The sequence below is a fragment of the Paenibacillus sp. JT22N1 genome (assembly GCF_059692155.1).
Genome location: NZ_JCAUAW010000005.1, coordinates 1 through 19,020 on the forward strand (window position 1 = coordinate 1; position 19,020 = coordinate 19,020).

The following is a 19,020-nucleotide window of genomic DNA, read 5'->3' on the forward strand; positions in this document are numbered from 1 at the left end:
TAGCTGGTGGGTTAGCGATGTTTTTCATCGTTAGAGTAGCTGATTGCTGGTTGTGAGTGGGTGTTGAGCCATTTTAGGGATGTTTTTCATCGCTAAAGTTGGAATAGATGAGCTAGCTGGTGGGTTAGCGATGTTTTTCATCGTTAGAGTAGCTGATTGCTGGTTGTGAGTGGGTGTTGAGCCATTTTAGGGATGTTTTTCATCGCTAAAGTTGGAATAGATGATCTAGCAGGTGGGTTAGTGATGTTTTTCATCGTTAGAGTAGCTGCTTGCTAGTTGTAAGTGAGTATTTAGTGATTTTAGGGATGTTTTATACCGCTAAAGTGTATACGAAGGGGAAAAGTGTTTCCGTAGTGATGAAAAACATGCTTAAAACCTGAAGATGAAGCTGGATAAGGAAAATTCTCGTTTTATAGAGTTATTTTAAGCAATACTCAGGAAGGGAGTTGAGCCTCAATATGTCAGGATATGAACTGCATGTCATTTCCAATGGCAAGTTATCTTGGACGGAGTTGGCGGCGACTACAGCTCAGATTTACCCTCATGTCACAGCCATTCATATACGTGAGAAGACGAAATCATTAGACGAGATCTTCCTAGGTGTGCAGTTTCTACTCGAAACAGGTATTCCCGCGAAAAGCCTATATATCAATGGTTACCCGTCCATTGTCACGGCTGCGGGATTAGGTGGATTACAGCTCCAGGGCAGCACCCCGCCGCTTTCAACCCTAAGAGAATTCTCTCAGGGAGTGCAGAGGACTGGCGTATCGATACATAGTGCGGAGGAAGCTAAGCAGCGAGAGCGGGAGGGGGCAGATTATGTGATGTTCGGTCATGTTTTTCCTACGAATTCTAAGCTAGGTATCCCACCTCGGGGGCTGGAGTCCCTCAGAGATGTGGCAGCCCAAGTCTCAATTCCGATTATTGCGATCGGAGGCATGAGACCTGAACGTGTAGGATCAGTTTTGGAAGCGGGAGCTTCTGGTATAGCAGTGATGAGTGGGATATGGGAAGCGGAAAATCCGTTGGAAGCAGTGAAAGCTTACGCCAACGTGCTGGAGCGAAAGGAGGTGGGATAAATGAAACATATGAACGATGTGATCATCGTCGGCGGTGGGGTCATTGGCTCCTCAATCGCCTATAATTTAGCAAAGCGAGGCCAGTCCGTCATGCTCCTCGAACGCGGGAGGCTTGGCATGGAGGCTTCGGCGGCGGCAGGCGGCATGCTCGGAGCACAATCCGAGATGGAGGATACGGGCCCTCTTTTCCAATGGGCCCGGCAAAGCCGAGCGATGTTCCCTCAGCTGAGCGAGGAACTGAAAGCTCTCACGGGCATCGACATCGGCCTCGTCCGTGAAGGTCTACTGAACGTGGCGCTCAGCGACGTTCAAGAGCAGGAGCTGCGCACGAGGGAGAAGCTCCAACGCGCAGCGGGCGAGCAGGCGGAGTGGCTGAGCGCAGCTGCAGCCGCCAAGCTCGAGCCCGCCTTGAACGGGGCGACGCGCGGAGCCTTGTACCTGCCGGGCGATGGGCAGGTAGAGGCGCCGCTGCTGGCGGCGGCGTTCGCGCAGGCAGCCCGGGTGCTGGGGGCGAAGGTGCAAGAATTCGCCCAGGTACAAGGGCTGCTGACGGAGCGAGGCCGAGCCATCGGGGTTATGACGAGCGAAGGTCCGCTCTACAGCGACCACGTCGTAGTTGCGGCTGGCACGTGGAGCGGGCAGCTAATGGCAGGTATCGGCGTCGACCTGCCGGTGTATCCCGTGAAGGGCGAGTGCTTCTCTGTCCTTACGACGAAGCCGCTGCTCAGGAAGACCCTGTTCACGACAGGGTGTTATATCGTCCCGAAAGCCGGAGGACGACTGCTGGTCGGCGCGACGGTAGTGCCGAACAGCTACGACCGCAAGGTGTCGTTGGCTGGGCTGGCTGAGCTGATGGATCGCGCGAGGCTGCTCATGCCCGCGTTAGGCGAAGCCGAGTGGGAGAAAGCTTGGTCGGGTCTGCGACCGCAGACGGCAGACGGGCTGCCGTACATCGGCAAAGTGCCGGCGTACGATGGTTTATATGCCGCTTGCGGGCATTACCGCAATGGGATTTTGCTCAGTCCGGTCACCGGGAAGGTGATTGCGGATTTTGTTTTAGGCGAGGGAGAGGACTCCTTTCAGCCAGAGCTTGAACTGGGATTTGAGATAGGATCTGGATCAAGATACGAGATAAGATCTCAGACTGGATCAGAGACAAGATTAGGGACAGGATCAGAAATGCGAGCTGAGACAAGATCAGAGACAGGATCCGAGGCAGAAACACAGACAGAAGCACAGACCTTTTCGGCTATGGAATCGTTGCTAGATGCTTTTATTCCTGATCTATCTGGGCAATCGAAGCGGATTGGGCGGCGTGAAGGGAACCTATTTTCAGCCACAGGAAAGGAGCTGTACAGCATTGAAGCTGCACATTAATGGGCAAAGCGTAGACATTCCAGATTCGATCCGAACCGTTGAAGAGCTGCTCGCACATTTTGATTTGAGTGAGAAAATGCTCGTCGTGGAACATAACGAAAACATTTTACAAAAAGAAGATCACGCGAAAGTTGAGCTTTCCGAAGGACATAAAATCGAAATCGTTCATTTTGTTGGAGGGGGATAATTCTTATGTTAAAAATCGGTCCTTACGAGTTTCGTTCACGACTATTGCTAGGCACGGGGAAATTTCCGGATTTCAATATTCAGAAACAGGCGGTTGAGGTTAGTGAATCTCAGATTTTGACGTTTGCGGTGCGTCGTATGAATATTTTTGAAGCGAGTCAGCCTAATTTCTTGTCGATGCTGAATGTGTCGAATTTCACCTTACTGCCGAATACGGCAGGCGCCAAAACAGCCGAAGAGGCTGTACGTATCGCGAGACTAGCGAAGGCATCTGGACTATGCCACATGATTAAAGTCGAAGTTATTGGGGATGAGATGACGCTGCTGCCTGACCCAGTTGAAACGTTGAAAGCTTCGGAAATGCTGCTAGAGGAGGGCTTCATCGTGCTGCCATACACATCAGATGATGTTCTTTTAGCCAAACGCTTGCAAGCCCTCGGAGTTCATGCCATTATGCCTGGCGCATCGCCAATCGGAACAGGTCAAGGCATCATTAATCCGCTGAATCTGAGCTTCATTATTGAGCAAGCGACCGTTCCTGTAATCGTCGATGCCGGCATTGGCGCTCCTTCGGACGCGGCGCTTGCTATGGAGATGGGAGCCGATGGTGTGCTGCTCAACACCGCTGTGTCGGGTGCCAAGGATCCGGTCAAAATGGCTTATGCCATGAAATTGGCGATTGAAGCCGGGCGTGCAGGATTCGATGCGGGCCGCATTCCGAAGAAGCGGTATGCCTCGGCTAGCAGTCCGATGGAGGGTTTTAGTCGCGTTTAATTGGGGGAGAGCAAAAGTGTGAATCGGAGAGGGCCGGAATGGACGTCTCGGTAGAGGAATAGTGAATATTCCATAGTGAGCGGTCGGAAAAGGTGTTCTCAGCAAATGTTAGCGGGTTGAAAGCAAGCTCTGAGAAGCCGGGAAATAAAAGTTGAAGCTGAAAGGGGGAGCAAGATGTCTGTTTACAAAGCATTAACGATCGCGGGCTCGGATAGCGGAGGGGGTGCGGGGATTCAAGCAGACCTAAAGACGTTTCAAGAGCTGGGCGTTTATGGGATGTCGGTCATTACTGCGGTGACTGCGCAGAACACGCTGGGTGTTCAAGGGGTTTATCCGATGAGCGCTGAGGCGATCGAGCAGCAGTTGGCTTCTATCGGGGAAGATCTACCTCCCAATGCGCTCAAAACAGGGATGTTATTCAGTGGTGACATTATACGAATCGTAGCGGCCGCGATACAAACCTACAAGTGGCAGCGTGTCGTGGTCGACCCAGTGATGATAGCCAAAGGCGGGGCCTCTTTACTTCAGCAAGAGGCTGTTGAGGCTATGATCCACTCTTTATTGCCGCTGGCCGATGTGGTCACACCGAACATACCTGAGGCAGAAGCACTTAGCGGTATGCAAATAACAGACAGCGAGTCACGTCAACAGGCTGCGAAACGAATTTATCTCTACGGCTGCAAGAACGTGATGATTAAAGGCGGTCATGAGGTGAATACGGAGCATGCAACTGATTTGCTCTATGACGGGAAGACTTTCACGGAGTTTTCGTCCAGACGCTTGGTTACCAAGCATACGCACGGTACTGGTTGCACGTTTGCTGCAGCGGTCACTTCGGGACTTGGACAGGGTTTAACGACGAAAGAAGCCATCCAACTCGCAAAAAGATTCATCCAGGCTGCAATTGCGAAGCCATTACACATAGGCAGCGGTCATGGTCCTACGAACCATTGGGCTTATCAACGTGGAGTTAGAGCGAGCAATGCACGAACGGTGATGAATGAGCTTGATAGGACGTCAGCTGGGGGGCAGCTAAAGAGTGATATGGCTGTGAACGCTGAAGCTAATTCCGCTAACCTAGATGACATTTTTGTCAACGAGGATGTCTTCATTCGAGGTGCACGATGAATAGCGAGCAGCTGCGCAAAGCGCTGCGTTTGTATTTGGTAATGGGCAGCCCGAACTGTGGCGGAGCTGATCCGTATGCAGTGCTGGAGGCCGCGATTGCCGGCGGCATCACGATGTTTCAGTTCCGCGAGAAGGGTGCCGGAGCCCTGCAGGGGGCGGCGAAGCTCGAGCTGGGCGCGCGGCTGCGCCGCTTGTGCGCGCAGCACGCGATCCCCTTCATCGTCAACGATGATGAAGGGCTCGCTCTAGAGCTTGAGGCCGATGGCATTCACATCGGCCAAGAAGACGCCCCAGCGGCCGCCGTGCGGCAGCGGCTGAAAAACAAGATCGTGGGCGTCTCCGCCCACGATCTCGCAGAAGCTCAGGCGGCGCTCGCCGAAGGTGCCGACTATCTAGGCGTAGGCCCCCAATACGCCACGCGCACCAAGCTAGATGCGCGTGAGGTCCAGGGGCCTGCCGTCATCCAGCGGATTCGCGCAGGCGGCATCCGGCTGCCGCTCGTTGGCATCGGAGGCATCGATGCTACGAATGCATGCCACGTCATCCGCGCAGGGGCGGATGGCGTAGCCGTAGTCAGCGCGATTGCAAGCGCGCACTCACCACGTGAAGCAGCAGCTGAGCTGCTTAGAAACATCAAATAGAGGAGGAATTCGTATGACAACGAGTAATAGTAGTTCCGTAAAAGACGTCCAAATTTCTACATTTCCAGGTAGTAAAAAGGTATACGTACAAGGCTCAAGACCAGATATTCAAGTGCCAATGAGGGAAATTTCTTTGGGAACCTCCACGAATATACAAGGAGAGGAAGTAGCTAATGAGCCTGTGCAGGTTTATGACACAAGTGGTGTTTATACCGATACAGAACTGAAAACGGATATCCGTCAGGGTCTTCCCGCTAATCGCTTAACATGGATCGAAGAACGTGGTGACGTTGAATCTTACGTTGGACGTGAAGTGAAGCCAGAAGATAATGGGCTTGCATCTCCTGATGCAAGAGGTGCCGCAGAAATATTCCCTGGCTTACACCGCAGGCCGCTCCGAGCTAAGCAAGGCTGCAACGTGACACAGATGCATTATGCACGCCAAGGCATCGTGACACCAGAAATGGAGTACATTGCGATTCGAGAAAATCTCGATGCTGAATTCGTTCGTAAAGAGGTTGCTATAGGTCGTGCCATCATTCCTTCCAATATTAATCATCCCGAAAGCGAGCCGATGATTATCGGGCGCAACTTCCTTGTGAAAATTAATGCCAACATTGGAAATTCCGCCGTCGCTTCTTCCATTGAAGAAGAAGTAGAAAAAATGACGTGGGCTACCCGGTGGGGCGCTGACACGATTATGGATTTATCGACTGGTAAAAACATACATACAACACGCGAATGGATCATTCGTAACTCCCCTGTTCCTGTTGGAACGGTGCCATTGTATCAAGCGCTCGAAAAAGTGAACGGCAAAGCGGAAGATCTCACTTGGGAAGTGTACCGTGATACGCTGATTGAGCAAGCAGAACAGGGTGTAAGCTACTTCACGATCCATGCGGGCGTACTGCTGCGTTACATCCCTATGACGGCTCAGCGCGTAACCGGTATCGTCTCTCGCGGTGGATCTATTATGGCTGCATGGTGCCTAGCCCACCACCAAGAGAATTTTCTTTATACGCATTTCGAAGATATTTGCGAAATTATGAAAGCTTACGACGTCGCCTTCTCCCTTGGTGACGGACTGCGTCCTGGTTCGATCGCGGACGCGAACGATGAAGCCCAATTCGCCGAACTGGAGACACTCGGTGAACTGACGCAAATCGCTTGGAAGCATGATGTCCAAGTCATGGTTGAAGGACCTGGCCACGTGCCGATGCACCTGGTCAAAGAAAATATGGACCGTCAGCTAGAAGTTTGCCAAGAAGCGCCGTTCTACACGCTTGGACCGCTGACGACTGACATTGCACCAGGCTACGATCATATCACCTCTGCCATTGGAGCAGCGATGATCGGCTGGTTCGGCACGGCGATGCTGTGCTATGTGACGCCAAAGGAGCATCTCGGCCTGCCGAATAAAGAAGACGTCCGTGTTGGGGTTATCACGTACAAGATTGCTGCGCACGCCGCCGATCTGGCTAAAGGCCATCCGGGAGCGCAAATTCGCGACAACGCGCTGTCGAAGGCGCGCTTCGAATTCCGCTGGCGCGATCAGTTCAATCTCTCGCTCGATCCAGAACGCGCAATTGAGTACCACGATGAGACGCTGCCGGCCGAAGGCGCGAAGACGGCGCACTTCTGCTCCATGTGTGGGCCGAAGTTTTGCAGCATGCGCATTACACAGGATATAAGGCAGTACGCACACGCTCAAGGGCTTGATGAAGAGTCCGCGCGAAACAGCGGCATGGAGGAAAAGTCCAAAGAATTCCGTGAAGCAGGAAGCCAAATTTATCGATAAAAATGAGGGACGTTTCCACCATTAATTGGTGACAGAAACGTCCCTTTTTGCTACCATAGAGAAAAGCTTAACTTCGTTAATTCGTTAAAGCGTTGAAATGGTCAGAAAAGAGGACATTCATGCTTGCTGAGACTGCAATTGACATGAAATCCTTTTCGCATTATGATACGGTTAAAAAGATTTGACCGTCGTTTAATTAATCTCATTAAGAGATTAAGAGTTGACCATGAGCGCATGTTTAAGGGCTAGATTGGTACAATAGAGGGAGGTCGAGTCCAGATGAAGCTGCAACCAGTTTATATTATTGAAGAACTTGAGCAATTAAAAACGATAAGCGATCCACTACGCGCCAAGGTGTTACTTTATTTAATAGAGAAAGCTTACACCGGTCAGCAAATAGCTAAAATGCTGGGAATGGCACGTGCAAAAGTGCATTATCATTTGAACGAACTTGAGAAGCATGGTTTAATCTCGGTCGTTCGTACGGAACTCAAGAATGGTATTTTGCAAAAGTTTTATCGTGCAATAGCCCGCGGCTTCGTCCCTAGTGAAAAACTGCTGCCTTACGTCTCAGAGGTAGAGAATTACTATCGCGAGAGGACGCTTAGCGTACTTGGACGTGCCAGACGCAGAGCGATTAATGCCCCTGAAGAGGCGTTTCAAATTCCTTCTTCTGATCGTACCCAATGGCCGATTATCATGACCCAGGTCGAAGTCAAAATGAGCAAAGAGAAATATGCAGAATGGCTGAGAAAGTTTCGTGCTCTTATCTTTGAGCTCGATGCATCGCAGGAAGAAAATGGGGAGTGGTTTTATTTGACTACGGTCGGCTTTCAAACGAATGAGCCGAATTTTGACCCTGTTGTAGAAGAAGAGGAGAGATAAAGTATGCTAGATCCAAGACTAACGAAGCTCGCAGATGTGCTTGTGAATTATTCGGTTAAAGCGCAGCCTGGCGAAAATATTTTGATAGAAGCGTATGGCATTGATTCTGCTCTAGTGAAAGAGATCGTGAAAAAGGTTCACGCAGCTGGCGCGCACCCTTTCGTCAATGTAAGAGATCATGTGATTATGCGTCAACTCATCATGAACGGTACAGAGGCTCAAATGCAAACATGGGCAGAAGCCGATGCTTTCCAAATGAAACAAATGCAAGGCTACATAGGTGTACGCGGCGGAGCCAATATTTATGAACTGTCGGATATTCCGGCAGATCGGATGAAGCTGTACAATTCGATTTATTATCAACAGGTTCATTTTGATGTCCGCGTGAAGGATACGAGATGGGTCGTTCTTCGTTACCCGACGTCATCTATGGCGCAGCTTGCTAGCATGAGTACGGATGAGTTCGAGGAGTTCTACTTCAACGTATGTACGATGGATTATGGCAAAATGTCCAAAGCGATGGATGCTTTGAAAGACCTAATGGATCGCACAGATAAAGTGCGACTCGTCGGTCCAGGAACGGATTTGACGTTCTCGATTAAAGGAATCGGCGGCGTTAAATGCGATGGCGAGCTCAACATCCCGGATGGCGAGGTTTACTCCGCACCGGTTCGTGAGTCGGTGAATGGTATCATTTCCTACAATACACCGACGCCTCATGATGGTTTCATTTTTGAGAATATCGTACTTGAATTCGAAAATGGTAAAATCATAAAAGCGACAGCTAACGATACAGATCGAATTAATGAAATTTTCGATATGGATGAAGGTGCGCGTTATATAGGGGAATTCGCGATTGGTGTGAATCCTTACATTCAAGAGCCGATGAAGGATACACTTTTCGATGAGAAAATCGACGGCAGCTTCCACTTCACACCAGGTAATTGTTACGATGATGCCTACAACGGCAACAAATCCTCCTTGCACTGGGATATCGTGAATATCCAACGTCCGGAATACGGCGGCGGCGAAATTTGGTTTGACGATGTGCTGATTCGTAAGGACGGTATTTTCGTACTGCCTGAGCTTCTACAGCTGAATCCGGAAAACTTGAAGTAGAGCAGATGTGGGTTTGGTAATTAGGTAGCTTATTTTCAAGGTATCTCCTCTAGCAGGTAGATATATTTTGTGCAGCAAATTTGGCTCGAATGCACCTATATGCTTGATTTAACTGCAAAATGTGCAGCTATATTCAGCGATCAGGCCTTCATTTGCTCAAAATCGGGAAATTAGATGCACTTTCTGCAGCAAGTCAACTCGTTTAGAGTGATTCCTCACGAAATTGATGTACTTTATGCAGTTACTTGGCAGTAGCGCTCCTATTCTCCGGATTTCAGCCTGTTCCGATTACCCCCTTCATAGTCCCAACAAAAAAAGGTTGTCCTAAGTCACGAAGACTTGGGCAACCTTTTTCAGTTTGGCGACCTTTTTAATGGCACTTCCTCAATTGCTGTCTAGCGCCCTTTTCAAACGCACCTGTTCATTCGCAATCTACCCAACCTATTCAACTCGCAGTTACACAATCAAACCCGCCGCTGCTGGGCCTGATACTGCCGAGGAGGAAGGCCGACAGCCTTCTTAAACGTTCGGATAAAGTTGGAGTAGTCGTTGAAGCCTGCTAGCTGGCATGTATCTGTGACTGTAGAGCCCTCGCGCAGCAGCTGTTTCGCTTTGGCGATGCGCTTGAACAAAATATGCTCATGGATGGTGCTGCCTGTGTGTTTTTTGAACAGTCTGCATAAGTAGGAACGATTCATGAACACGACGTGTTCCAGCACTTCGAGCGATAGATCTTGATCTAAATTTTCGTCAATGTAGGTGAATAGAGAGGAGAGCTTATCGGGAATCATGATCTGTTCCTCTTGTTTACCTTGATTTTGAAAAATTCGATTGATAAACACGAGCAGCTCGATAAAGGCTGAAACAAACAGGATTTCCGATCCAGGGAGCGCTTGAGGTCGCTTATGCATCTCCATACGCTCGTAAAGCTTCATAATGTCATCAATTTGCTGGGGAGTCAGCCGCATCCGGTTTTGCTCACCAAATATACGGTTATTGAAGCAATCGAGCAAGTTAAACTGCGGAGAACTAAACGTCTCCACTAGCATTGGATTAAAATGGATCACGACGTTCTCATATCGCTGTTTTTTGGATTGAAAATTAGGTCTGTGCAATTCATTACTGTGCATGATCAGCAGATCCCCGTACTGCAAGGGGTAAACCTGTTTTTCGATGAAGTAGTGAACGTCTCCAGTAAGGAAAAAGTAAATTTCATATTGGTCCTGGTGCTGGTGGAAATCCAATGGAATCGGATCATGGGTCACGGCATGTCTAAATTGGATCATGCGATGAAGATTCTGGTAAAGTTCCTGCATGTGAGGCTCTCCTCTATATTTAGCTGGAGTCAATATTAGCAAACTTTTGCCCAATTATTGCAATGAATACGTTTTTATTATACTGCAAAATAAAGAATAGATAAACAATCAACCTGCTCTTGTTAAAATATTAGGAGGCTCGTATATGAAATTATCCGTGTTTACTGTAGCTACACCTGACCTGACACCAGAAGAACTAGCAAAGGCGGCCATTGCTGCCGGGATTGAAGGCATTGAATGGCGTTTTAAAGATATTCCTGCTGAAATGGTAAATGAGAAGCCATCTTTCTGGAGAAATAATCTTTGTTCCATTGATCCGAATGGTTCGGATGAAGAATTGGAACGTTTCCGACTCGCTGCTGTTAACAATAACTTAGTGAACTTGAGCATCACCCCTTACTTAAACGCTTGTAATGTTGCAGAGACCGAGCATGTTTTCAAAACTGCTAAGAAAATTGGAGCTTCCTTCATTCGTGTTGGTGTTCCTGGCTATGACAAAAGCAAAAATTATAATGACTTGTATGCAACGGCTGTGGACTATTTACATCATGTGCAGGAGTTTTCTCAGCAGTATGGCGTTAAAGCCTTAACTGAAATCCACCATAATACGATCACACCAAGTGCTGGTTTGGCACATCGACTGGTTTCCAACTTCAATTCGGATCACATCGGGGTTCTGCATGATGCCGGCAACATGGTGCATGAAGGATACGAGAATTTCCGCATGGGTCTTGAGCTGCTCGGGCCTTATCTAGCACATGTTCATGTTAAAAATGCAAGATGGTTGCCAACCGGCGAAGAGCAAGATGGCATCAAGCTCTGGAAAAGCGAGTGGTCACCACTAAGCGAAGGGATCGTCAATTGGAAGCAACTGCTGAATGACTTAAAAGCGGTCGGCTACGATGGTTACCTAGGTATTGAAGATTTCAGCGGTCAATATGGTTCACAGGAGATGCTGAACAATTTTGCTTCGAAAGTGAAGCAATGGTTGGCATAAATAATTGAATGGTTCATGAGTCTCACTCGTCTTCAGCGGGTGGGGCTTTTTTCATTTCGTTTATCCTTGTTTGCATGCCCATGGTTGATATGTAGCCCATGCTTTGTGTAAGATGGAACTCAAGAATACTGGGCAAAGGAGGGGAGCCATGGCGCGCTCGAAATCGCTCTGGTTACTATTGTTATGGTTTATAATCGCTGTCGCTGGTCTGCTTATTTTGAAATGGACCGGTGTATGGGAGCGCTTGGATCTGGATTGGATGACCGATTGGCTGCGTGACTTAGGTCCACTTGGTGGGCTGCTATATATTATTGTTTACACACTTCGTCCATTGGTGTTATTTCCGGCGACACCTTTGACCCTATATGGGGGCTATGTGTTTGGAGCTTTCTGGGGCACTATCTATGATATTATTGGGGCTGGCGCCGGGGCTATGCTTTCTTTCTATATTACGCGCAAATGGGGCCGCAACAGCTTTCAGCGGATTTTGCGAAATAAGAAGCTGCAGTCTTTCGATCAGAAGGCCGAAGAAAAAGGTTTTATGGTCGTCCTGTATATGCGGCTAATGCCTTTCTTTCCTTTTGATGGCGTGAGTTATGGGGCAGGACTGTCCAAAATCCGCTTTTGGGACTATACGTGGGGAACGCTGATTGGTATAATTCCGGGTGCCGTTGTTTATAACGTTTTTGGCGCATCACTGCAAGACATTGGGTCGGGTAAGTTTTATGCCGCAGTGGGAATGTACATCGCTTTTGCGTTAATACCGCTGCTCCTGAAAAAGACACAGGCTTTAAGAACTCGCGACCGGGCATAGCGTACATAGCGTAAAGAGAAGATCATTATGGGGGAGAACTTAAGTTATGCAGGGGAAATCATTGTACAAAGATTTATTTTGGGGATTTGGGGCAGCGTGCGTGTTGTTAATCGGTTTCGTTCTATTGTCTCAAAGCTTGTCATCCAGCTGGTTAAAGGAATTTGACGAGAGTATTGGTAGTGCTGTACGTTCGCTGAGGAGTGACGCTGTAACACCGGTTGCTTTATTTTTTACGATAATGGGAAAAGCGATAACAGAATTCATTGTATTCGTTGTTGTAGCCCTGATCCTACTGCTCAAATTTAAGCACAAATGGGAGACACTTGTACTGCTCATTGGTGTATTAACAGCGTGGGGATTGAATCAACTGCTTAAAGATCTTTTTCAGCGTGACCGCCCTACGGGAATGCGATTGATTGAGGAAGACAGCTTCAGCTTCCCTAGTGGACATGCGATGGTATCCATCCTGTTCTATGGATTGATCGGCTACTTATTGTGGATCAATGTGCGTAAAGTTTGGAAAGCGGCCTGGCTAATCCCAGTTGCTACTATCGTTGTGGTTGCATGTATCGGACTAAGCCGGATTTATCTAGGTGTTCATTATCCAAGCGATGTTCTGGCAGGGTTTGCCGCTGGCGGCGGCGGACTCATTGGATGTATCATGGCGATTCACCGTATAAGGACGAGAAAGATACGAAGCATACATAGAACGGAACAGCTGCGAGGTTGAGTTTATGACTTTTGTATTAAAGCGAGTTTGGTAAGATAGAAAAAGCCGTCAGGATTATCCTGACGGCTTTTTTGCAAGTTGTTGTACAGCGTACAACAATTTTCTTGATTTCTTCTCGGAATGATAAGAATGTTGTATGTTGTACAACAATTTTGCCTTATTAGAGGCTAAAGAGCTACTTTTGGCTGAAACTGTTGTATTTCTTGCAACATTCGCGTGGAAAACGCGGATTTGCTTGCTTAAAGTTGTACGAAATACAACTTCACTAGGTTGAGCAGCGAATGTAAGTCTTAGTGGCAACTTGCTTTGCATCAACTTTTATAGACGCTCCCGCTCAAGGATAGCGTAAATCGTTTTTTTATAAGAAAAGGTTAGGTTTCAAAAAGAATCATTTGGTGACCAGTTAGATTAACAGAAACGGAAGTATAACCTTCTTCGTCCGTCCTATGAGGAATCATCGTCATCTCAGGCAGCAGCATGACTTGTTTAACTTCCTTATCCAATTTGATCTGTACGGAGAGATCCTTTAAAGTCAGCACATCTTCGATGACCTGGGTGTCTCCTCGAAAGATAGGGACGGCATAGAGCAAATGCAGCACGTAATCAGTCCCATTGGATTGACGGGTCAAGTTTACTTTCCCAGCAGAAGGCAGATCGGTTTTCACCATTGGAGCCGAGATAGACTGTTTGACACACGCAAGGAATAAGTCCCTATACAACTGCACGCCGTGCTTCCGATACAACCTAAATAGAGGTTGGGCGATATAGATGATATTGCCGTGTTTAACAACAGCCGGATAATCCGCTTCTTCTTTGGCCGGAGCGTGAAGATGCGAACAGAAATGCCCGTGCCTCCGGTTGAAATAAGGCCTGTAGGTCTGGGCCAATACTTCAGCTTTGTTCACCTGAACTTGATAACCCGATTCATAATTGAGAAAAGGGGATCTCACAAGCGAACCTGTTAGTTGATCAGTGACAAGAGTATAATCCACATCCCACTCTGATTTTCCTTTGAATTCTACTCCTAGATCCAGAGCGAACTCAGGGCGATCTGACCGAAGTCCACTTTCTGCGCTCATAATCAGATTTCCGCCGCTAGCCATATAATCTTCAAGTTTGCGCTGTAAGGCATCGGATACTCGAATACAGTCGGGCAGAACGATAATTCGATAGGCGGAGAAGTCCATCGAGTCGTCAATGATATCGAACAAATAGTGGCCCTCTTCAAGCATCATATAAGCACCCATATCGCTTGTTCGGCTATCTTCGGCATCCATTCGTGCATTGGCTGAAAGGATGGCAATCTCGGCTACGCTGGTCGTATCCTTACACCATGGTTCTTTGGCCGCAATCCCATCGAAAGCTTCCCCAATAATCCGGTAGGTTTCTTCGTCCATTTGTCCATCGGGGTGAAGCTGATCCCCAATACAAATTCTTGCTCCGAAGGCTAACATTTGCTGGCATTCATACTTCAATGCGGCCGGATTTTTGAATCCGCCGAATTCTCCCCACGATTTGTGGAATTTCCCTGTCATCCCAAGATACTGGAAGTCTTGTTTGCGAATGTACCGAACCATGCTAGTGAAGTAATCATAACCCCAGCCGCCTGTCGGCAGCGATTCGATGTCATAATGCGAATAGTAAGGATAGTATTGTTTTTCACCCATTTTCTCAGTGCAGCAGTTATGATACAGTCTGGTTTCCGGGTTAAGGGACCAGATCAATTCGGATGTTTGCTGCAAGTAATTCAAGTACACTTTTTTGGCCAATTGCTTGCGGTGATCCGGGTTGTTTTCGTCAAGACCCATTTCTTTGAGGCTGTCGCGGCAGTAAGAACAAACGCATGGATATTCTCCGACAATATCGTAAAAGATTCCAACTGGCTGGAATCTCTCCATGACTTCCTTCGTATAGTCCAGAAGATACTGCAAATACGGTGTATTCAGACATAGCATATGCCAACCGTCAAATCCGGTCGAACGGGGGTCATCTGGATCAGATTTCGGTGGACCATAGGGATCATCACCTTCGGGGGCGATTGCCACCCATTCAGGATGCTCGCGGGCAGAAAGCTCGTTAAATCCGACCGTAATATAAATCGGAGCTTCGATGTCATTTTTGCTGCAAGCATCTAACATGCGAGGCAACAAATTCGTTTCCAAATGAGGATGAGGGTTCCCGACTTTCGTGTCAAAATAACTCCAACCATGATGGCACATGGCGAAGACGTTGATGGTATCTACTTGAGCACTTTGCAAACAAGAGATGAATTGTTCTTCATCGAAATTTCTACCAACGCCGGTAATGTGCTCAGACGTATGAAAGTCCAGATGGACTTGGCGGTAACGAATAGATTTAAATGATTTCATAGATTCACATTCTTTCTAAGTGTATTGTTATTCCGTGTGAACCATCAATCTGGATGGAAACCCAAATTTAGAATAACAAAAGCGTTATGAGCTGTCTTTGAAGGAATGTATTACATTTGTACAAAACTATCCTAATCTTTTAATATCCCTCCCTTAAACGTTTGCGATAGGCTGAGGGTGACTCGCCGAAATTTTGTGTAAATAATCTTGAGAAGTAATGTATGGAACCGAAACCAAGGTCTTCCGTGATATCAGTGATAGACAGATTGGTCTCTCGTAGAATCTTCTTGGCTCTCTCCAGCTTGCATTTAATCGCATAAGAATGAGGGCTCATGCCTATTTCCTGGATAAATAACTTATGCAAATATGAAGTGCTAATCCCTAGTTGCGAAGCCCATTTTTCAATAGAAATATTATGTTGAGGAAATTCCTTCATTTGCTTCATGATCGATTGCATTCTTCTGTCACTTTTAAGGGTAGGGTTCCGCCAGAGGTTCGCCAATTCTGAAACAAATTGCTCAAAGGAAGCCCTTCTGAAAAGTTTGGCATCTTCCTGTGTCTGCTCGATATTTTCGATTACGTGAAGGTACAATTCCATCCATCTCATCTGCTTTGGGGCGTGCACTTTGGTAGGAATCGTAGGCATATCCTGAAATACGACGTTAGGTGAGCATTCGGAAGGATCACAGATCTGGTCTCCGAAATGAAACAAAGACATATCTCCCACTCGAGGTATCGTGTTGATCCAATCAAAGTAAATCGAAGCATGGACCATCGGATGCTGGTGTTCCGCATGAAAAGAGTGAGGCAGGCCTGGCGGAATGTAAAATAGCTCTTCTCTGGTACAGGAATAAACGGTTGTTCCAATAGTTATTAAACCTTTGCCTTCATAGATGTATACAAAGGAATGTACGAACGATTTACGCGGACCAATTCGCTCATTTGGACGAAACGGAAAATAATCGGCTCGATATATTTGCGGAACAATGTCGGAAAGTTGTATCGTTTTCACTTCTAGGTTCATATATGCAGTGTCACCTCGATCACCTTAATATTTGTATAATACAATACTTTATGAATGAATGAGATTCGTAGGGTGAAAATTTTAACCCTTTGTAAATTTATGCCATTGTCAAAAGAAGATAATCGATTTATACTATGAACCAGAAGCACAGATAACCTTCTGGTATCGATACCAGAAAACACATTGTGTATTCAGATACAAATTAATTTGGATATCTAGCACCGAATCTGGTATCGATACCAGATAGTTGTAATCTTACACAGGAAGGTGGTTAGCCCCTGCGAACGTTTTGCCTACCATTCTGGTATCGATACCAGAAATAATTCTTAGACGAAATGTTTATGCTAATGAATGCATATAGGGTGGTGCAAGCGCCATGAATAACGTGAAATCAAGAGGGCGTCGTATGTGGTTGGGGAAAGCTGAAATGAGCCTTGGAATTACAAATGTCTAATATGATTATCAAATTTCTTTTAATCGGAGGAACAAGACTATGAAATTTAAAGCATTGTCCAGTGTACCACTAGCTCTTAGTTTGATTCTTGTCGTTTCTGCCTGTGGTAACCAGAATAATACGAATACTTCGACGCAAAAACCAACTACGACCAGCTCTAATCAAAATGAAAGCGCTTCTAACCAGAAGGTTTCGTTAACGATGTGGTATTGGAACGGTGCGATATCCGACTCAACCATTGAAGCAGCTAAGAAAAAATTCCCGAACATTGATTTGCAAGCACAGAAACTTCCGTCCGGAGGTGATTACGCTACCAAATTAAAAACAACAATCTCAGGCGGAGGAAGCGGGCCGGACATCGTAGCGATGGATAGCTGGATTTCTTCCATGCTCCCTTACAAAGAAAAATTCGTGAATTTATACGATCAAGGCGCTAAGGACATTCAACCCCAGTATTTGGATTGGAAATGGAAAATGGCCGCGTCAGCAGACAATAAATATTTGATCGGTTTGCCGATCGATGTTGCTCCTCTTGTTATGTACTATCGGAAAGATTTGTTTGAGAAAGCGGGAGTGCCGAGCACGCCGGAAGCCATTAAAATCCAAGTGAAGACGTGGAGTGATTATTTCAATCTTCAACAGAAAGTGAAAGACGCAACAGGATCGCAATTATTATCCATTGTGGATGTTTTCAGAAACATCATAGGCCAAAATAGCCAAGGTTATTTTACGGAAGATGGGAAATATATTGGTGATCAGGCCCATATAAAAGGTGCTTGGGATATGGCTGTGAAAGCCTACCAATCGGGCTTAACGTACCCAAATGTTAGTGATGCTGAGAAAAATGCCGCAACGAATAACAGCAAAGTTTCTTCTTTCATCGGGGCGTCTTGGGCTGTTGGTGATTTGATTGGCGCAGCTCCTGACACGAAGGGGAAATGGCAGATTGCTTACCCGCCTGGTGGTGTGGGTAATCAGGGAGGATCCTTCTTCGGATTGTTGAAATCGACGAAAAATCCGAAAGAAGCGTATGAAGTTATTAAATTCCTAACTAGCCCCGACAATCTGGTTGCTGGATATAAGGAATTCGGTAACTATCCGTCTACACCGGAAGTTTACACGAAACCTGAAATGGTAAATAAAAATGAGTTCTTCGGAAACCAAGATCTGAGTCCGATATTCGCTGACGCGGCAAAAGATGTAAAAATCGCGCCTGTCGATCCAAGAGACGATATGGTCGGTACTTCTTTAACCGACGAAATTGGTTTAATTGACACGCAGAAGAAAGACCCAGAAAAGGCTTGGAAAGATGCGCAGGAAAAAATTAAAAGGCAGCTTTCACGCTAAGCCGGATTTGACAAGAAAATGAATGAAATAATGGATGTAGGTGAGGAAGTAGGCTTCCTCGCCTCATCCAATTAGCGGAGGAATAGCATGGGAGGTCTTTTTAAAGAAATTTATAAGAGCAGAACACTGTATCTTTTTATTTCTCCATTTTATATTTTGTTCCTGATCTTTTCGGTATTTCCCATTTTGTTCTCGATGTACTTAGCCGTACATAAATGGGATGGGATTGGAGAAATGAAATATGTTGGATTCAAGAATTTTGATTATATGCTCCATGATCCGACTTTTTGGAAAGTGTTAGTCAACAATATCGCGCTTTGGATATTAGGGAACGCCCCGCAGCTTCTGTGTGCGTTGGTTGTCGCCTATATCATCAATTTATCCATCGTAAGATTCAAGGGTTTTTACAGAATTGCCTATTTTCTACCGAATGTAACAGCTATGGTGGCTGTCGTCATTATCTTTCAGTCTTTGTTCGGCAACGAGTACGGGCTAATTAACTATTTGATGGAAAAAATCGGCCTTCATAAGATAGCATGGTTAAATTCTGAATTTGGAGCAAGAGTTGTAATTGCATCCATGATTTCTTGGAGATATATGGGGTATAACGCCGTCATCTATTTATCGGGCTTGCAAAGGATTCCAAAAGATCTATATGAAGCAGCTGAGCTGGACGGCGCTACCTTATTTCAAACTTTCACTAAAATTACGATACCAATGCTCAGACCTATCATCTTGTTCTCTGTGATGATGTCGACAATCGGCGGGTTTCAAATTTTCACGGAACCTCAAGTATTAGCTGGAAATCAACCGCCATACCCGGGTACCGATACGATCGTTCTCTATATGTTCCGGGAAGGTTTTAATTATCAGAATTATGGTTATGCAGCTGCGGTATCATGGGTGTTATTCATCATCATCGGCTTATTATCCGTCCTCAATTGGAAATTTTTCAACAGATCGGATGATTGATAAAAAGGAG

At 46.6% G+C, this 19,020-nt stretch carries 16 protein-coding genes and 1 pseudogene; 14 read left to right on the forward strand and 3 right to left on the reverse strand.

The window, feature by feature from the left end; translation table 11 throughout:
• The first annotated feature begins 458 nt into the window (after window positions 1-458).
• The 9 genes and pseudogenes from AC58UU_RS11175 to AC58UU_RS11215 all read left to right on the forward strand — a co-directional run bounded on the left by AC58UU_RS11175 (window position 459) and on the right by AC58UU_RS11215 (window position 8,987).
• A complete protein-coding gene (locus tag AC58UU_RS11175; protein ID WP_497315590.1) occupies window positions 459-1,079 on the forward strand; it encodes a thiamine phosphate synthase in 621 nt (206 codons plus the stop codon).
• Between the two features lie 9 nt (window positions 1,080-1,088).
• Window positions 1,089-2,456, forward strand: coding sequence for a glycine oxidase ThiO (gene thiO, locus AC58UU_RS11180; protein WP_497316222.1), 1,368 nt, complete (start codon window positions 1,089-1,091; stop codon window positions 2,454-2,456).
• On the forward strand, window positions 2,440-2,643 hold the full coding sequence (thiS, locus tag AC58UU_RS11185) for a sulfur carrier protein ThiS (protein ID WP_497315592.1): 204 nt from the start codon (window positions 2,440-2,442) through the stop codon (window positions 2,641-2,643). The genes thiO and thiS overlap by 17 nt, the downstream gene beginning before the upstream one ends.
• A 5-nt stretch (window positions 2,644-2,648) precedes the next feature.
• Window positions 2,649-3,416 carry a thiazole synthase gene (locus AC58UU_RS11190; protein ID WP_497315594.1) on the forward strand — a complete coding sequence of 256 codons (768 nt, stop codon included), beginning with the start codon at window positions 2,649-2,651 and terminating at the stop codon, window positions 3,414-3,416.
• Window positions 3,417-3,590: 174 nt separating this feature from the next.
• Window positions 3,591-4,379: pseudogene (gene thiD / locus AC58UU_RS11195) on the forward strand (bifunctional hydroxymethylpyrimidine kinase/phosphomethylpyrimidine kinase); the annotation flags it as partial.
• A gap of 161 nt (window positions 4,380-4,540) precedes the next feature.
• Window positions 4,541-5,185 carry a thiamine phosphate synthase gene (thiE, locus tag AC58UU_RS11200; protein WP_497315596.1) on the forward strand — a complete coding sequence of 215 codons (645 nt, stop codon included), beginning with the start codon at window positions 4,541-4,543 and terminating at the stop codon, window positions 5,183-5,185.
• 13 nt (window positions 5,186-5,198) lie between these two features.
• A complete protein-coding gene (thiC, locus tag AC58UU_RS11205) occupies window positions 5,199-6,983 on the forward strand; it encodes a phosphomethylpyrimidine synthase ThiC (RefSeq protein ID WP_497315598.1) in 1,785 nt (594 codons plus the stop codon).
• A gap of 279 nt (window positions 6,984-7,262) precedes the next feature.
• Window positions 7,263-7,868: an ArsR/SmtB family transcription factor gene (locus AC58UU_RS11210; protein ID WP_497315599.1), complete on the forward strand. Its 606-nt coding sequence runs from the start codon at window positions 7,263-7,265 to the stop codon at window positions 7,866-7,868.
• A 3-nt stretch (window positions 7,869-7,871) separates the two neighbouring features.
• Window positions 7,872-8,987, forward strand: coding sequence for an aminopeptidase (locus AC58UU_RS11215; protein WP_497315601.1), 1,116 nt, complete (start codon window positions 7,872-7,874; stop codon window positions 8,985-8,987).
• A gap of 464 nt (window positions 8,988-9,451) precedes the next feature.
• Here AC58UU_RS11215 and AC58UU_RS11220 read toward each other — a convergent pair whose 3' ends face one another.
• Window positions 9,452-10,303, reverse strand: coding sequence for an AraC family transcriptional regulator (locus AC58UU_RS11220; RefSeq protein ID WP_497315603.1), 852 nt, complete (start codon window positions 10,301-10,303; stop codon window positions 9,452-9,454).
• Window positions 10,304-10,448: 145 nt separating this feature from the next.
• Here AC58UU_RS11220 and AC58UU_RS11225 point away from each other — a divergent pair, with 145 nt between their 5' ends.
• The 3 genes from AC58UU_RS11225 (at window position 10,449) to AC58UU_RS11235 (ending at window position 12,844) form a co-directional block, all read left to right on the forward strand.
• On the forward strand, window positions 10,449-11,300 hold the full coding sequence (locus AC58UU_RS11225; protein ID WP_497315605.1) for a sugar phosphate isomerase/epimerase family protein: 852 nt from the start codon (window positions 10,449-10,451) through the stop codon (window positions 11,298-11,300).
• A gap of 148 nt (window positions 11,301-11,448) precedes the next feature.
• Window positions 11,449-12,114 carry a TVP38/TMEM64 family protein gene (locus tag AC58UU_RS11230; protein WP_497315607.1) on the forward strand — a complete coding sequence of 222 codons (666 nt, stop codon included), beginning with the start codon at window positions 11,449-11,451 and terminating at the stop codon, window positions 12,112-12,114.
• Between the two features lie 46 nt (window positions 12,115-12,160).
• The gene (locus tag AC58UU_RS11235; RefSeq protein ID WP_497315609.1) at window positions 12,161-12,844 is read left to right on the forward strand and encodes a phosphatase PAP2 family protein; all 684 of its coding nucleotides are present in this window, start codon (window positions 12,161-12,163) and stop codon (window positions 12,842-12,844) included.
• Between the two features lie 371 nt (window positions 12,845-13,215).
• Here AC58UU_RS11235 and AC58UU_RS11240 read toward each other — a convergent pair whose 3' ends face one another.
• Together AC58UU_RS11240 and AC58UU_RS11245 are read right to left on the reverse strand one after the other, a co-directional pair.
• A complete protein-coding gene (locus tag AC58UU_RS11240) occupies window positions 13,216-15,213 on the reverse strand; it encodes an alpha-amylase family protein (RefSeq protein ID WP_497315610.1) in 1,998 nt (665 codons plus the stop codon).
• Window positions 15,214-15,352: 139 nt separating this feature from the next.
• On the reverse strand, window positions 15,353-16,237 hold the full coding sequence (locus tag AC58UU_RS11245; RefSeq protein WP_497315612.1) for an AraC family transcriptional regulator: 885 nt from the start codon (window positions 16,235-16,237) through the stop codon (window positions 15,353-15,355).
• Window positions 16,238-16,730: 493 nt separating this feature from the next.
• On the opposite strand from AC58UU_RS11245, the gene AC58UU_RS11250 reads away from it, so the two are divergent.
• Both AC58UU_RS11250 and AC58UU_RS11255 read left to right on the forward strand, forming a co-directional pair.
• Window positions 16,731-18,038, forward strand: a complete 1,308-nt coding sequence (locus tag AC58UU_RS11250) for an ABC transporter substrate-binding protein (protein WP_497315613.1) — start codon at window positions 16,731-16,733, stop codon at window positions 18,036-18,038.
• An 87-nt stretch (window positions 18,039-18,125) separates the two neighbouring features.
• A complete protein-coding gene (locus AC58UU_RS11255; RefSeq protein ID WP_497315614.1) occupies window positions 18,126-19,010 on the forward strand; it encodes a carbohydrate ABC transporter permease in 885 nt (294 codons plus the stop codon).
• Window positions 19,011-19,020 lie beyond the last annotated feature (10 nt).

What these genes read in the sequence shown, in the direction of transcription:
- AC58UU_RS11175 (WP_497315590.1), top strand. Translation starts at nt 459, where the DNA reads ATGTCAGGATATGAACTGCATGTCATTTCCAATGGCAAGTTATCTTGG.
- thiO (WP_497316222.1), top strand. Translation starts at nt 1,089, where the DNA reads ATGAACGATGTGATCATCGTCGGCGGTGGGGTCATTGGCTCCTCAATC.
- AC58UU_RS11190 (WP_497315594.1), top strand. Translation starts at nt 2,649, where the DNA reads ATGTTAAAAATCGGTCCTTACGAGTTTCGTTCACGACTATTGCTAGGC.
- thiE (WP_497315596.1), top strand. Translation starts at nt 4,541, where the DNA reads ATGAATAGCGAGCAGCTGCGCAAAGCGCTGCGTTTGTATTTGGTAATG.
- thiC (WP_497315598.1), top strand. Translation starts at nt 5,199, where the DNA reads ATGACAACGAGTAATAGTAGTTCCGTAAAAGACGTCCAAATTTCTACA.
- AC58UU_RS11210 (WP_497315599.1), top strand. Translation starts at nt 7,263, where the DNA reads ATGAAGCTGCAACCAGTTTATATTATTGAAGAACTTGAGCAATTAAAA.
- AC58UU_RS11215 (WP_497315601.1), top strand. Translation starts at nt 7,872, where the DNA reads ATGCTAGATCCAAGACTAACGAAGCTCGCAGATGTGCTTGTGAATTAT.
- AC58UU_RS11220 (WP_497315603.1), bottom strand. Translation starts at nt 10,303, where the DNA reads ATGCAGGAACTTTACCAGAATCTTCATCGCATGATCCAATTTAGACAT.
- AC58UU_RS11225 (WP_497315605.1), top strand. Translation starts at nt 10,449, where the DNA reads ATGAAATTATCCGTGTTTACTGTAGCTACACCTGACCTGACACCAGAA.
- AC58UU_RS11230 (WP_497315607.1), top strand. Translation starts at nt 11,449, where the DNA reads ATGGCGCGCTCGAAATCGCTCTGGTTACTATTGTTATGGTTTATAATC.
- AC58UU_RS11235 (WP_497315609.1), top strand. Translation starts at nt 12,161, where the DNA reads ATGCAGGGGAAATCATTGTACAAAGATTTATTTTGGGGATTTGGGGCA.
- AC58UU_RS11240 (WP_497315610.1), bottom strand. Translation starts at nt 15,213, where the DNA reads ATGAAATCATTTAAATCTATTCGTTACCGCCAAGTCCATCTGGACTTT.
- AC58UU_RS11245 (WP_497315612.1), bottom strand. Translation starts at nt 16,237, where the DNA reads ATGAACCTAGAAGTGAAAACGATACAACTTTCCGACATTGTTCCGCAA.
- AC58UU_RS11250 (WP_497315613.1), top strand. Translation starts at nt 16,731, where the DNA reads ATGAAATTTAAAGCATTGTCCAGTGTACCACTAGCTCTTAGTTTGATT.
- AC58UU_RS11255 (WP_497315614.1), top strand. Translation starts at nt 18,126, where the DNA reads ATGGGAGGTCTTTTTAAAGAAATTTATAAGAGCAGAACACTGTATCTT.